Origin of the sequence: Acetobacter sp. (genome assembly GCF_047721705.1) — a bacterium.
Taxonomy (GTDB): domain Bacteria; phylum Pseudomonadota; class Alphaproteobacteria; order Acetobacterales; family Acetobacteraceae; genus Acetobacter.
Genome location: NZ_JBDNXK010000026.1, coordinates 1,484 through 16,305, shown reverse-complemented (window position 1 = coordinate 16,305; position 14,822 = coordinate 1,484). Strand labels below are relative to the sequence as shown.

The following is a 14,822-nucleotide window of genomic DNA, read 5'->3' as shown; positions in this document are numbered from 1 at the left end:
CGGGCCCGGCCGGGCGGCGGGGGGTGTCCCCCCCCCCCCCGGCCCCGAACAAAACCGCCCCAAGCCCCCCCGGGCGCCCCCCCCCCGCGACCGTGGGCGGGGCGAGGCATCGCGATTGCCGTTGCCTCGACCGGGACGCGGGACAAGAGACTGGGTCTGTTCGTGGGCCAGCCATGCGCGCAGATCGGAAAGGGTGTTGCTGGCGAGTGTGTCGAGCGTCGGTTCGCCCCCATGATGCTGTGTAAGAAAGGCGAGAAAACGCGTCAGGTCACCACGATAGGCGTCGATCGTGTGGGCCGAGGCACCGCGCTCGGCGCTCATCCAGGCAAGAAACTGCTGCACAGCATCTTCAGCCTTCAATGCACGAACCTCCGTGACAGGGCGAGACAGGACACGACGAAAAGGCTACAGAAAGCCATCATGGTGCAGAGCAGCCTACTGGAACCTCCCCCTTCGCGAAAGCGCGTGTCTGTTCTGCTCCCGTTGCCGTTCCCTTATCCCCTTGATTATGCCGTGCCCCCCGCTTTGGGCGACTCGCTTGCGCCGGGAGATATCGTGGTGGTGCCGTTGGGGGGACGCCGGGAAACTGGCGTGGTCTGGGAACCGACCGAACTCCCAGCGGATCTGACACCACCCCCACCACCGGACGTGGCGGATGCACGGCTGCGCCCGCTGAAAGAGCGGCTCGATCTGCCACCGATGCCTGCCGCCCTGCGTCAGTTCATCGACTGGGTCGCGGCCTATACACTGGCACCGCCCGGGATGGTGCTGGCCATGGCGCTCCGGCCCCATTTGCGTGGCGAACAGACGGCCCCGACAGCCGGATGGGTGAGGGCAGGCGAGCCACCTTCTTCTCTCCGCATGACACCAGCGCGCACTGCCGTGCTGCACGCCCTTCCTCTCGATGCGGAGCCTATGACAACAGCCGAACTTGCCCAGAAGGCGGGTGTCGGTGTGTCGGTGGTGCGGGGGCTGGCGGATGCCGGTGTGTTGCGCAGCGTGTTGATGGCAGCCGCCGCGCCTTTTCCCGAACCTGATCCGCTTCATAATCCGCCAATGCTGGAAGGCGATCAGGCTCTTGCGGCAAGCGAGCTACGCGCCCGTGTGGCGGAACGGATCTTTTCTGCGACGCTGCTGGAGGGCGTGACCGGCTCGGGCAAGACGGAAATCTATCTGGAAGCCGTGGCTGAATGTCTCGCTCAGGGGCGGCAGACGCTGGTACTCTTGCCCGAAATCGCTCTTTCATCTCAATGGATGGAACGGTTTGCGAAGCGGTTTGGCGTGCGTCCTGCGGTCTGGCATTCCGAAATCGGTCAGAAAGCCAGACGGCTCACATGGGCCTCCTGTGAGAACGGCACAGCAAAAGTGGTGGTGGGTGCCCGCTCTGCGCTCTTTCTGCCGTTCGATGATCTCGGGCTGATCATTGTTGATGAAGAGCATGAGGCTGTTTTCAAGCAGGAAGAGGGCGTCACCTATAACGCCCGGGATATGGCGGTTCTGCGGGCGCGGCTGACGGGTGCGCCAGTGGTACTGGCTTCCGCGACACCCAGCCTTGAAACACTGAACAATGTCGAGTCGGGACGCTACCGACATCTCGTTCTGCGAGCGCGACATGGGGGTGCGGCCATGCCGGACACCCACACCATCGACATGCGCGAAAATCCGCCGCCACGTGGACTGTTTCTCTCTCCAGTGCTGCTGGAAGCCATGAAGACGCGGTTGGAGCGTGGCGAACAGGCGATGCTGTTTCTCAATCGCCGAGGTTATGCCCCCCTTACGCTCTGTCGCGCCTGCGGGCATCGGATGGAGTGTCCGCATTGCACGTCATGGCTGGTGGAACATCGGAAAAAACGTGTTCTGGCCTGTCATTATTGCGAACATACCGAGCCTGTGCCTCCCGCTTGCCCGACCTGTGGCGCAGAGGACAGCCTCACGGCCATCGGACCGGGTATAGAACGGATTACTGAAGAAGCCCGCAGCGAATTTCCCGATGCGCGTATCATGGTCATGGCCAGTGACACGATCAGCGGACCGACCGCCACGGCGGAAGCCGTCGGCAAGATTTCCCGACGGGAAGTGGATCTGATTATCGGCACACAGATTGTCGCCAAGGGCTGGCATTTTCCTCATCTGACGCTGGTGGGTGTTGTGGATGCCGATCTTGGGCTAGGAGGGGCCGATCTCCGGGCAGGTGAGCGGACAATGCAGCTTCTGCATCAGGTCGCGGGTCGTGCGGGCCGTGCAGAAGCGCCCGGCGAGGTACTGTTGCAGAGCTTCATGCCGGAACACCCCGTCATGCAGGCGCTTGTATCCGGCGATTTTGCGGCTTTCATGGCGGAGGAGGCCGAGCAGAGACGGCCCGGTTTCTGGCCCCCATTCGGTCGTCTGGCGGCCCTCATCATCAGTTCCGAAAACGCCGATGCCGCCGACAAAGCAGCCCGTCAACTGGGGCTCGCCGCACCTCACGGCAATGGTATTGATGTGCTTGGCCCTGTGCCCGCTCCGCTGGCCATCTTACGCGGGCGGCATCGTCGGAGGCTTCTGCTGCGCACCCAACGGAATATCGCTGTTCAACCGATCCTGCGTCACTGGCTGGCGCAGGTGACATTGACCAGTAGTGTGCGTGTCGATGTGGATGTCGATCCGGTGTCGTTCATGTGAGATGAAACAGCGGAAGATGCCGTTTCATCTCATCTGAAATCAGGGCGTGGTCAGAAACCGCCGGAGGCCGAAGCCTGTGGGCGCCTCATCCAGAACCGGCGAAGGTTGCATCGCGACCTTGAACTGACTTTGCGCCTTTTCCCAAGGTGCGAGATCGGCATTGCCGGAGATTTCCACCGTATTCACGCCACAGCGGATCAGAAACTCATACTGGTCCGGCAGGATGTGTCCGGCTGCACGGATTTCACCTTTGAAATGCAGGTGCTCACGTAGCGCACGTGCCTGCGTGAAAGCGCGTCCGTCACGAAAGATAGGGAAATTGACGACCACAACAGACAGTTTCGGAAGGGACTCTTTCAGAACGGCAACCGGCTCACTGTTGGGCAGCGAGACACCAAGCTTTCCTTCCGAACGTCCCAAGCCTTCGCTCAGCCGGTCAAGCGGAACAATCACATCACCCGCGCCGAGCGCTTCACCTTCGACAGCGTAACGCCACGTGTCCTCGACTGGACGTCCATTCTCAAGCAGGGGCATAAACAACATCCTTGAAGGCTGCGGTGCCAAGGCGGCGATAGGTATCGAGGAAGCGTTCGCCCTTCTCCCGACGGGCGAGATAAAGGTCGATCAGGCGTGCAACGGCATCGACCGTATCATCTTCGCTCATGGCCGGGCCGAGGATCTGACCTATCGAGGCATCTTCTTCGCCCGAGCCGCCCAGAGTGATCTGGAAGGCTTCCTCGCCGCGCTTGTCCACACCGAGAATACCGAGGTGGGCCGCGTGATGATGGCCGCAGGCATTGATGCAGCCCGAGATATTGATGCGTAGTTCGCCGATTTCCCGCTGGAGTTCGAGATTGGCGAAGCGTTCGCTGATCTTCTGTGCGATGGGGATCGAACGTGCGTTGGCGAGGGCGCAGTAATCCAGACCGGGGCAGGCCACGATATCCGTGATGAAGTTCACGTTCGGTGTGCCGAGACCGGCTTCCGAAAGACGCTGCCAGACCGTGTGAAGCTGATCCTGCCGGACATGGCCCAGCACCACGTTCTGAAGATGCGTCACGCGCAGTTCGCCGAAGCTGAATTCCTCGGCCAGATCAGCCAGCAGATCAAGCTGATCCGCTGTTGCGTCTCCCGGTATGCCACCTTCGGGTTTCAGCGAGACAACCACCGAGATATAGCCGGGTGCCTTGTGCTCATGCGTGTTGGTCCGCACCCACGCGTCAAACGCCGCATCACGACGGCGATCTTCCGCGAGAATGGTGGCCGCGTTGCCTTCCGGCGCAAAGTCCGGTGCACCGAAGCGTGCGCGGATCGCCGCGACAATGGTCGGCTCCAGCCGGTAACGCGCACGGTCCATGCTGGCGAATTCATCGTTGACGCGACGACGGAATTCGTCCGGTCCAAGCGCCTGCACCAGAATTTTGATACGCGCCTTATAGATGTTATCGCGTCGTCCGAACTCGTTGTAGACGCGCAGGATCGCTTCCAGATAGGCGACGAGATCCTCTTCCGGGAGATCGTCGCGCAGGCTGACACCCACAACCGGCGTGCGACCAAGCCCGCCACCGACGAAAACCTCAAAAACGGGACGACCATGCGGTCCCGGGCGGGCGATCAGGCCAATATCGTGGAAACGCGCCACCACCCGATCATGCGTGCTGCCAGAAATGGCGATCTTGAATTTGCGCGGGAGAAACGTGAATTCAGGGTGCAGGGTTGACCACTGACGCAGGATCTCCGCGTGGACGCGGGGGTCAAGCAGTTCGTCTTTCGCAGCACCTGCAAATTCGTCGGAAGTCGTGTTGCGGATGCAGTTGCCGCTTGTCTGAATGGCGTGCATTTCGGCTTCAGCCAGCACTTCCAGCGCTGCGACAGTGTCTTCCAGCTTGATCCAGTTGAACTGGATGTTCTGGCGCGTCGTGAAATGGCCATAGCCCTTGTCGAACTCGCGCGCGATACGGGCAAGCGCATGGACCTGCCGTGAATCCAGCGTGCCATAAGGAACGGCGACGCGCAGCATATAAGCGTGAAGCTGGAGATACAGGCCGTTCATCAGGCGGAGCGGCTTGAACTCTTCCTCGCTCAGTTCACCGGAGATGCGACGGTTCACCTGATCACGGAACTGCTCGATACGTTCACGCAGAAAAGCGCGGTCTACCGCATCATAGCCATAGCGACCGACGGGAAGTGTTGCAGGTGCCGCTTCAGCGCGTGTCATGGTTTCAGTTGACATGCTGCACCCCTTTCAGAGCGGTGAAAATTCGGGGTGAACGGACGGACCAAAGGCCCGGATACGTTCGCGGGACGTGACAGGTACGATCTTGCCATCAGAGCCATCGCGTACCTGTACGCCATAGATGCCCACCAGACCCAGTTCCTGTGCCTTGCCCTTCAGGGAAGACAGCAGGCTTTCAACGTCTGTGTTCGGCACAACCGCTGCGTCCGGAATCTGTTCCTTCCATGAGCCATCGCTGGCGCGCCACACCACAACACCGTCCAGCAGCCGGTTTGCGGTAATGACGCTCTGTCCATCCTCATCGCGTCTGTTGCTTCTGATATCCACCACGTCGAAATCGATCCTCTGAGAAGGCTTTCCGGCTGGGCCGGGGCTAAAGAACTAAGCGTTTGCGTCTGTAATGACAACCGGAAAGCGGTAAATCACATAGACATGTTGTGAATTGTCATTCAGCGGCAATCTGTTCCGTATTTGCGGTTTCCAGCAGCCTGTCATTCCGGAAAAGACGTCCCGCGGCGATATGCAGCTTTGCGCCGCCTGAGAAATTATCGCCGTGAGCAGGCGCCAGCACTTCCACTGTCTGTCCTTCCAGATCGATCAGGAGACGGGTCAGCCCATACCGCGATCCAGCCCGTTGGACCGCTGCTCCTGCGCTGTCAGGTGTCAGATGCACTTCATGGGGCCGGATCAAAACTTTGGCTGGTCCATCGGCAATACCTGAGAGTGTAAAGGGGGCCACATGCGCCTGTTCCGGTCGAAACAGCCCACCGGTTACAGTGCCGGGGAAGGAAAGCGTCTCGCCCAGAAATTCCATCACAAAAGGTGTGGCCGGTCGGGCTTCAAGCGTCTCTGCTCCAGCATCCTGAACAATACGTCCATCCTGCATCACCACCAGTCGGTCAGCCACATCCAGAGCTTCTTCCTGATCGTGCGTGACAAGAATGGTCGTCAGGCCAAGTCGGTCATGCAGCGAGCGCAACCACTGACGCACGGTACGGCGTACGACCGGATCAAGCGCGCCGAAGGGCTCGTCGAGCAGCAGGTGACGTGGATTTGTGGCAAGGGCGCGCGCCAGAGCAACACGCTGGCGTTGGCCGCCCGAGAGGCGTTGCGGGTAGGTTCCACCCAGATCAGGCAACTGGATGAGATCGAGCAGTTCTTCCACGCGCCGGTCAATCTCGCTTTTGCTTGGACGCTGACTGCGTGGCAGCACATCCAGACCGAACGAGATGTTCTTCGCCACCGTCATGTGCCGGAATAGCGCATAATTTTGGAACACGAAGCCTACATTGCGCTCACGCGCCGAAAGTTCGCTCGTGTTGCGCCCATCCAGAACGAGCTTTCCGGAATCGAACGGGTCCAGACCCGCTATGGCGCGCAGGAGCGTCGTCTTTCCCGCGCCTGAAGGGCCGACAAGAGCCACGAAAGCACCGTCCGGAATATCGACCGTAATATGGTCGAGCAGCAGCCGGTCCGGATTGCCCGGTGCGCGGCGGATGAGGTTTTCGGTGTGTACGCTCATGTTTCAGTTCCCTCGGTCGAGGCGCCGCGCCCGCTGCTCGAACATGGCCTTGAATCCTACAGTCGCCATGGCCATCAGGGCGAGAAGCGCGGCCATCGTGAACGCTGCTACCGACTGGTAGCCATTATAGAGAGTTTCGATGTGCAATGGCATTGTTTCCGTCATGCCGGGAATATGACCGGAGACCACTGAAACTGCGCCGAATTCACCCATGGCGCGGGCCGTTGTCAGCAGCACGCCCGAAAGCAATGCCCAGCGCACATCCGGAAGGGTGACCTTCCACAGGATCTGCCAGAAAGAAGCGCCGAGCAGCATGGCGGCATCTTCGGCGTCGCGGCCCTGTTGTTCCATCAGGGGCAGCACGGTCCGCGCGACATAGGGGAAGGTGACGAACAGTGTGGCGAGCAGGATACCCGGCGCGGCAAAGGCGATATGGATATTATACTGCTCCAGCGCTGCGCCCCACCATCCCTGTGTTCCGAACAGCAGCAGCCAGATCAGGCCAGCCACCACGGGCGACACGCTGATGGGAATCTCGATCAGCGCCACCAGCAGTTTCTTGAACGGGAAGCTGTATTTCGACAGAACCCACGCTGCCAGAACGCCGAAGACCGTGTTGATGAGCACTGACAGAACCGTCATTTCGATGGTCAGTTCAATGGCGGATAGTGCATCCGGGTCAGCCAGTGTTTGCAGGGCGGTGGGAAGTCCATCACGCAGGGCTTCTGACACCACGAGAACGGGCGGCAGGACCAGCACGACGATCACGATCAGCCAGGTAACGACTGTCAGTGCCCAGCGGTTTGCGCTTTTCATCATTCAGCTCCCACCACGAGACCCCGGGCAACCCGACGGCGTAGCCACGCTACGCCCGCAAGGCACAGCAGAGAGGCAGCCAGCAGCACGAAAGCGATGGATGTCGCTCCGGCATAATCGAACTCCTGAAGCCGCACGACCACGAGAAGCGGTGCGATTTCAGTCCGGAACGGCTGGTTGCCTGCAATGAAGATGACCGAGCCGTATTCCCCGATCCCCCGGGCGAAGGCGAGGCCAAAGCCGCTGACGGTTGCAGGCAGCAGGGTAGGGAGGATCACACGCATAACGGTCTGCCACGCGGTTGCGCCCAACAGACCAGCCGCTTCTTCCAGTTCCGGTGGCAGATCACGCAGCACGGGTTCGACGCTGCGAACAACGAACGGCAATCCGACGAACACGAGTGCAACGATGATGCCAACCGTCGAGTAGGCGATATTGATCCCCAGACTGGCCAGTGGTTTGCCGAGCCATCCCTGCGGTCCATACAGCGTCGCGAGCGTGATGCCGGTCACGGCTGTGGGAATGGCGAAGGGAAGGTCAATCAGCGCATCGATAATGCGACGTCCCGGCAGTTCCATCCGCACGAGTGTCCATGTCAGCAGCAGACCGATCGGCACATTCAGCAGGGCCGCGACGAACGCCGTGGAGAAGCTGACGCGCAAGGCCGCGAACATCCGGCCGTCATGGAGCGCCGCCGTCATGGCGCCGAGCCCTTCCTGCCATGGACGCAGGACGAGTGCCGTCAGAGGCAGCACAACGATCAGGCCGATCCATAACAGGGTCGAGATCAGGGCCAGCCGAAAGCCGGGTAGTGGGTCGCGCTGGTATCGGGGGAATGCGAACAGCCGACGGCTGGACAGCACTGCGTCAGCCATCTTGCGACGGGAGATCGGATGACCTCCTCCCTTCGGCTACAGAGGTAGCGCAGGCGTCAGCGCTACCTGTAATCGTCATTCCGGACAGAAAAAGAACAGAAGCCGGTTTCATGCGCCACCCGAACGATGAGAAGGTTAAACAACGAAAATGCTTCGTTGTTATTTCCAATTCACCATAAGGCGGAAATCTGAAATCATCAATAGGCAGCGTTTTTTACATTATACACAATTTATATGTGTGAAATAATGCCGCTCACTGCACGACAAACGTATATCCAAGTTTCTCAGGAGGATCTTTCGGGTCCGAGCTGATCTGCTTGGTGATGACAACCTTGTCTGTCCCGTGAAAACCGGGGTTTGAACGGTATTGCAGAAGGGACCCCGTCACACGCGTGGAATTACATTTGGTCAGAGGCCCCTGTGTATGGTGCGCATACCCCGTTACGGATGTGCCGAGAGCCAGAACACCGTGAGCGGGTGGGGTTTCCAGATGGAGAGCGGGGACAATCCGGGGCTTACAGTCGAGTGTCAGGGTAGTGTAGAATATGGACACAACTTTGCCCGAAGGCAGCGTAATCGTCTGCTGTGTGGAGGATGCGCCGACATTGTCTTTAGCCTGCCAGACGACCCGGTTATTATAAGCATAGAGGCGGCAGTTGGTGGTGACGGCGCGGCAGGCACCAAGGGCCTCGCCAATCGGGTCCAGCCTGTTTGTCCCCACAACCTGTGCATCAGCACCGACAATAAAGGCCCGGGGCTGATGCTTGGTGAGAAACAACCGATAGCCCATTCTCATCATGTCGGTTTGCTGGGGAAGTCTGCTGAAATCATCCAGCGTGGCGTAACCGGAACTCTCAGGCGCGATGTATGGCAGGTAATCGGAAAAAACCGGCTTTGAAGGCAGGCCGACGTGAGAGAGAAGTGCGTCAGCTTGCGTGATCCACGGTTTAAGTCCGTCCGGATCATTGAGCATCGCATGTGAGTCCGTCTGAAAGGGCGGCACGTCAACAAGCGATGCATTGGGATTACCGGAGCGGTAAGCCGCAAACATTTTCTTCCAGACCTCGGTGGGAACCAGACTGTCATTTTCTCCCTGCACCCAGAGGGTAGGGAGCTTTGATCGCGTGCCCAGTTCTGCTGCTCCAGCAATCAGCCTGTCGTAATCATTATGGCAGCTGGAAACATGTATGACAGGGAAGAAGAGAAGCTGCGCCTTGGTGTTGGGAATGGGTTTGGTCGCCATTGCCATCTGAACCCAGCCGCCGAAACTGATGCCAGCCGTTACAACGCGGTTGGCATCAATATTGGGAAGAGTCGTTATGGCTTCGGAAACAGTGCGAATATCGTCTGCATTCCGTTCGCCTGTCGCCGCCAGTTCGCATCCATCCGAAATCAGTGCCCCTTCCGATCCTGCAAACCCCCGCGGCATGGGCACGAAAACGGCATATCCACGGGAGAGGAAATAGCCAGCCAGATAGGTATAACTCGCTCTTGCACCATGATTTTTGGCAGAAATTGCATTCGCGCCATCAACGATAATGGCAAGAGGAAAGGGGCCGGTGGCATGCGGAAGAAGAAGGGTCGTTTCGAGAAGCGTGCCGTCAGAAGTGGGAAGACGGAAAATCTGTTCTTCAAAAGGAACGCTATGTCCGGGCAACGTGATTTGCCGATTTGAAACAGGAGCGATGGAAGCTGCCAAAAGTGGAGAGGCTGATACCACCACTAGAGAGAAGAAAGAAAGACAGCAGAACAGGATACGCAGCATTGGCGAGAACTTTTTAAATATGCATCAGAATGCGCGAAGGGCACGCAAACTCTGACAGCAGCGGACACCAATTGTCTTAATGATGGTGCCAGCAGATACGTCAACCACAAGAAGAGATGCCATGCCGCCCGTATGAGCGCTATGGCGTTCTCGTCAGATCTGCGCTGTCGGTCGAAGTTGAGGTGGGAATGCCGCCTGCTGGCTTCGGTGTGTGCAGACCTTCATACTGCAACGGACGGAAAGGCCGGATTTCCTTGGTCGAAGGCAGATCGGCATTGGTCCAGCCGCCGCCAAGGGCGCGGATCAGTTCCACCACGGACTGTTTCTGTCGCGCTTCAACCTGTGCAAGGCGTGTGCGGGCGACAAGCGCCGCCTGCTGCGCCACCACGACATCAAGGTAATTGGTCAGACCGCCTGTATAAAGCTGCATGGTCATTTTCTGGGTCCGAAGTGCAGCATCCACAGCCTGCGACTGCTGTGTCGTTTCCGTGCGCAGCCGGTTCATGTTGGTGAGACCGTCTTCCACTTCCTGAAACGCGGAAAGAACGGTCGAACGATAACGGTCTTCCGACTGACGATACTGCGACCAGGTCCGCTGGAGTTCGGCGCGTCTGATGCCGCCCTGAAAAAGAGGCAGAACGGCCTGCACGCCATATTGGTACATCGCGTTGTAAAGCGAGGCGAGATCGAAGCCGTTATCCATGAACCCGGTCATGGCGTTGAATGTCACATGCGGATAGAACGCCGCGCGGGAGACGCCAATCGCCCGGTTCGCCTGCGCCATTTCCCGCTCGGAAGCAGCAATGTCCGGACGCCGTTCCAAGAGGGTGGAAGGCAGTTCCGCAGCCGGTGTCACGTCCGCGACACCGATCGTATCCCGCCGTGCGATGTGGAATGAAGAGGGAGTCGTGTTCACCAGCGCGGCGATGGCGTGTTCCATGACGTCACGCTGGGCGAGGATGTCCGTTTCTTCCGCTTTTGTCGCCTCAAGCTGGGCCTGCGCACGCGATACGTCCAGACCAGCCGCGATGGCGCCCGCCAGACGCATCTGCGTGATCTGGACGGCAAGTTCATAGTATTTCACGGAATCCCGGTAGACTGCGTCCTGAGCATCCAGTCCACGCAGCGCCATATAGTCCCACGCCAGTTCAGCTTCGAGGCTGAGGCGCGCCAGCGCATAATTGGCCGCTTCCTGCTGGGCCGCCTGCTTGGCCATCAGTGTTTTGTTGCGAAGGGAATTCCAGAAGTCAGGTTCCCATGTTGCAGCCGCTTGATACTGCTCCGATGACATGTACATCGGCCCTGTCGCACCAGCACCACGCCACAGACGATGGCGGGAACCTTTGTATTTGTTGCCGCTCGCAGCGCCGTTAAGCTGGGGATAAAGGTGCGAAGCCACCTGTGCCGCCACATCCCGGGACTGGGTGAAGGATTCGGCTGCGGCCTGCAAGTCGGGGTTGGCCTGTAGCAGACGGTCTTCCAGTGTGTTCAGTTCTGGGTCGCCAAATGCTTTCCACCAGTCGGATCTGACGGCGGTCTCATTCGGCTGACCGTACTGCATGACACCCTGACCTTTCCAATGGTCGGGAAAAGTCAGCTTCGTCGGCTCGTAACGGGGGGCCAGATCACATCCCGAAAGAGTGGAACAGGCCAGAATGGAAGCAAGAAATCGCCGGAAAAGCCGCTTCCTCATGGGCGACCACCAGCTTCCGGAGACGGCGTATTGTCTTCCGGCATGGCCCGCGTGTCATCCTGACTATGGTCGTCCGCGTCGTGGTGCGCGGTCGCGGTCGCGGGGTTGGACGGCAGGTTGTAACCGCGTGTTCCGGGAACCACTTTCACCTTGTCACCATCAAGCAGACCCGCCGATGGGTTGTTGATGACCTTATCCGTCGCCTTCAGTCCACTGAGAACCTGCACACTGCTTCCGAGATCCGTGCCGACCTTGATGGAGACAAGATGCACGTGATTGCTCGGGTCAACCATCGCCACCTGCATGCCTTCCGCCCGGAAGATCAACGCGCTCTGCGGGAGAATGAGAATGCGTGGGTCGCCCGGCGCTTCGAAATGGGCGGTCGCATAGGAATCAGGCCACAGTTCACCGGCGGGATTATCCACCATCAGCTCCGTGGTGACGGTGCGCGTGTTGGCGTTGAAGGCAGCTGCCGTGGTCAGATAACGGGCGACGAAAGTCCGCCCCGGAAACTGCGGAACGGACAGTGTAGCGGTGAGGGATGGGGTAACAATATCCGCGTAATCCTGCGGCACCGACACGAAGACGCGCATGGCGTGTACATCAGCCACGCTGAACAGTTCGGTAGCGTTGCCGCGTGCCCCCACATCGCCTCGTCCGGCATTCACATAGTCACCGACATCGGCGAGACGGGCGGTGACCACGCCATCAAACGGCGCCACGATTCGCTTGAAGCCTTCGAGAGCCTGAAAGCGTTCCATCTCGTGGCGGGCCGCCTCAACCTGCGCCTTTTCCGCTTCCGCATTGGCCGCCTGCACGTCGACTTCCTGCTGTGAAACCGCCTGTGTTCCCTGAAGTGCCTTCCAGCGCTTCGCCGTGATCTGGGCCAGTTTGTAACGGGCAACAGCCACGTCCAGATTGGCTTTCGCGGCAGCGTACTGCGCGTCCAGACCCGGTGTGTCGATCTCGGCCAGCAGATCGCCTGCTTTCACCTGCGCGCCGATATCCTTGTACCACATTTTCACATAGCCAGAGACCTGCGCGTAGATCGGCGCGAGATACCAGGCTGAGATATTAGCAGGCAGATCCAGTGTCCGGCGGGCAGGACCGGCTTCCGGAGAAATGAGCTGTACTTGCTGGGTAGCGGACTCAGTCGTCTCTTTCGCGAGCTTTTCGTAGTGACTATTGCGCTCGATAATACCCCAGCCCGCAAGAACGATGGCCACGATCGCGACAATCACAAGCAGGAAGCGTCCCTTTGATGGCTGGGCGCTCATGCTGTTTCTCCTTCCTGCTTGCGGTGGCGTCGTGAATGAATGGCGGCAAATACGCACGGCACAAAGATGAGGGTGGCGAGCGTGGCCACCAGAAGGCCACCGACCACGGCCCGTCCAAGCGGCGCATTCTGGGAGTTGCTCATCGACATAGGCAACATGCCCACAATCATCGCGGATGCGGTCATGAGCACGGGACGAATACGCTCGAAACCTGCGTCCAGCGCCGCCCGGACAGCATCACCATGCCGCGCGAGTTCATCCCGGGCGAAGGAAACCACAAGGATGGAGTTCGCGGTTGCTGTGCCCATGCACATGATGGCTCCGGTCAGGGCAGGAACCGAAAGGGCCGTGTGAGTCAGGAACAGCGACCAGGCGATGCCACCAAGCGCTCCCGGCAGAGCGGTGATGATGATGAAGGGATCAAGCCACGACTGGAAGTTCACCACGATCAGCAGATAGACAAGCAGAACCGACATGGCGAGGCCGCCAATCAGCTGGATATAGGCTTTGTTCATCGTCAGCCCCTGTCCGATCATGTTCATCGAAGAACCATGAGGGAGGCGCTCGCGCTCCTGTTCGATGATCCGATTGACCTGAGCCGCTACGCGCCCAAGATCCAGCCCCTCGTTCGAGGCGTAAATGTCGAACACCGGCATGATGTTGTAATGCGCGATTTCACCCGGTGTGCCCGTTTCCTCAATCTTGCTCAGGGCGCCCAGCAGCTGCGGCGGCTTGCTCGATGGATTGCCGTCGCCCTTGTCGACAGGCGTGATCTCAAGATCGTTGAGTGTCTGAAGGAAATTGGAAGGCGTCTGAATGTCGATAAGATGCGAAACGCCCGTAGCCGGATCAAGCCAGTAAACCTGCCCGACCTGAGAACTGCCGGAAAGTGAAACCAGCATGTTGTTGGCTACATCCGCTTCCGTAATGCCGGTTCCAAGCGCGAAACTGCGCTGCCCATTCACCAGCAGGGTCGGCGTGGTCATGGGCTCCTGCACCGACACGTCGACAATTCCCGGAACATGCCGCAGGCGGGCAGCAAGACGGTTGGAAAATGCGAAATTGTCTCGCAGATTGCGCCCGACAATCTGAACATCAATTGGTGCGGGAGAGCCGAAATTCAGAATCTTGGCCGTTAGGTCAGCAGGCTGGAAAGTAAACTGCGTGCCGGGGAAGGTGCGGTTGAGGCCCTTTCGAAGAATCTGCCGAAATTCTGATACCGGTGATTCGGGGTCGTTCAGACTGATGGTCAGGTCGCAGTCCTGCGTTCCCACCGTGGGGGTGGGAATATAAGCCTGATTGAGCGGGCTGAAGGGCAGGCCGCAGTTATCGACGATAGAGTCCACCTGTCCCGGCAGCAGGCGCTCGATCTCAGCATTCACAAGCTGGGAAATCTTGCCGGCTTCCTCAATACGGGTGCCGAGCGGTGTGCGCATGTGCATCGCAAGTGTGTTGGATTTGATCTCGGGGAAGAAGTCCTGTCCGACAAAGAACAGCAGTCCGAGTGAAGCCAGAGCCGCGACCAGAAAGCCGCCGATGAACCGCGCGCGAATGGCCAGAAGAGCAGACAGAAGCTCTTTATAACCGCCGCGGAATTGCTCAAAGCGATGCTCGAAGCCGCGCTGGAACCTGCCGAACACTGTTTTCGGCTCGCCACCATGACCGGCGGCAACCTGCGCGGCGAGCATATATTTCGCCATTGTGGGAACGAGCGTTCGGGAAAGAATGAAGGAGGCCAGCATCGCGAAGATGATGGCTTCCGCCAGCGGCATGAACAGCCAGCCCGCCACACCACTGAGCTGGAAGAGAGGCATCCAGACGATACAGATACAGAGTGTGGAGACAAAAGTCGGGATGACAATCTGGTTTGCCGCATCAATGATGGACGTTTCCAGATCTTTGCCATGACCGAGATGTGTGTCGATGTTCTCGATCATGACGGTGGCGTCATCGACCAGAATACCCACCGCGAGAGCA

The 14,822-nt window shown here is 59.2% G+C and carries 12 protein-coding genes; 1 reads left to right on the top strand and 11 read right to left on the bottom strand.

The features are described 5' to 3' along the window. Positions 1-360: site-specific integrase (locus tag ABF824_RS06490; RefSeq protein WP_415487239.1), on the bottom strand; the 360-nt coding region annotated here is incomplete at its 3' end. 60 nt (positions 361-420) lie between these two features. On the opposite strand from ABF824_RS06490, the gene ABF824_RS06485 reads away from it, so the two are divergent. After that, complete coding sequence (locus tag ABF824_RS06485) at positions 421-2,661, top strand: primosomal protein N' (RefSeq protein WP_415487237.1); 2,241 nt, start codon at positions 421-423, stop codon at positions 2,659-2,661. 39 nt (positions 2,662-2,700) lie between these two features. On the opposite strand, the gene ABF824_RS06480 is transcribed toward ABF824_RS06485, so the two are convergent. From ABF824_RS06480 to ABF824_RS06435, 10 genes are all read right to left on the bottom strand, one after another. After that, entirely contained in the window at positions 2,701-3,195 is a 495-nt protein-coding gene (locus ABF824_RS06480) for a DUF934 domain-containing protein (protein ID WP_415487235.1), read from the bottom strand. After that, complete coding sequence (locus ABF824_RS06475) at positions 3,182-4,894, bottom strand: nitrite/sulfite reductase (RefSeq protein ID WP_415487233.1); 1,713 nt, start codon at positions 4,892-4,894, stop codon at positions 3,182-3,184. Before ABF824_RS06475 ends, ABF824_RS06480 begins: the two co-directional genes overlap by 14 nt. Before the next feature lie 12 nt (positions 4,895-4,906). Further along, a complete protein-coding gene (locus ABF824_RS06470) occupies positions 4,907-5,224 on the bottom strand; it encodes a DUF2849 domain-containing protein (RefSeq protein WP_415487278.1) in 318 nt (105 codons plus the stop codon). A gap of 118 nt (positions 5,225-5,342) precedes the next feature. Next, positions 5,343-6,419, bottom strand: coding sequence for a sulfate/molybdate ABC transporter ATP-binding protein (locus ABF824_RS06465; RefSeq protein ID WP_415487231.1), 1,077 nt, complete (start codon positions 6,417-6,419; stop codon positions 5,343-5,345). A gap of 3 nt (positions 6,420-6,422) precedes the next feature. Next, entirely contained in the window at positions 6,423-7,238 is an 816-nt protein-coding gene (cysW, locus tag ABF824_RS06460; RefSeq protein WP_415487229.1) for a sulfate ABC transporter permease subunit CysW, read from the bottom strand. After that, the gene (cysT, locus tag ABF824_RS06455; protein ID WP_415487227.1) at positions 7,235-8,110 is read right to left on the bottom strand and encodes a sulfate ABC transporter permease subunit CysT; all 876 of its coding nucleotides are present in this window, start codon (positions 8,108-8,110) and stop codon (positions 7,235-7,237) included. The genes cysW and cysT overlap by 4 nt, the downstream gene beginning before the upstream one ends. Before the next feature lie 253 nt (positions 8,111-8,363). Continuing rightward, positions 8,364-9,767, bottom strand: a complete 1,404-nt coding sequence (locus ABF824_RS06450; protein ID WP_415487225.1) for an alpha/beta hydrolase family protein — start codon at positions 9,765-9,767, stop codon at positions 8,364-8,366. 247 nt (positions 9,768-10,014) lie between these two features. Then, entirely contained in the window at positions 10,015-11,568 is a 1,554-nt protein-coding gene (locus tag ABF824_RS06445) for an efflux transporter outer membrane subunit (protein ID WP_415487223.1), read from the bottom strand. Then, positions 11,565-12,845, bottom strand: coding sequence for an efflux RND transporter periplasmic adaptor subunit (locus tag ABF824_RS06440; RefSeq protein ID WP_415487221.1), 1,281 nt, complete (start codon positions 12,843-12,845; stop codon positions 11,565-11,567). Before ABF824_RS06440 ends, ABF824_RS06445 begins: the two co-directional genes overlap by 4 nt. After that, a partial coding sequence (locus ABF824_RS06435; RefSeq protein ID WP_415487219.1) for an efflux RND transporter permease subunit occupies positions 12,842-14,822 on the bottom strand: 1,981 nt, incomplete at its 5' end. The genes ABF824_RS06435 and ABF824_RS06440, both read right to left, overlap by 4 nt.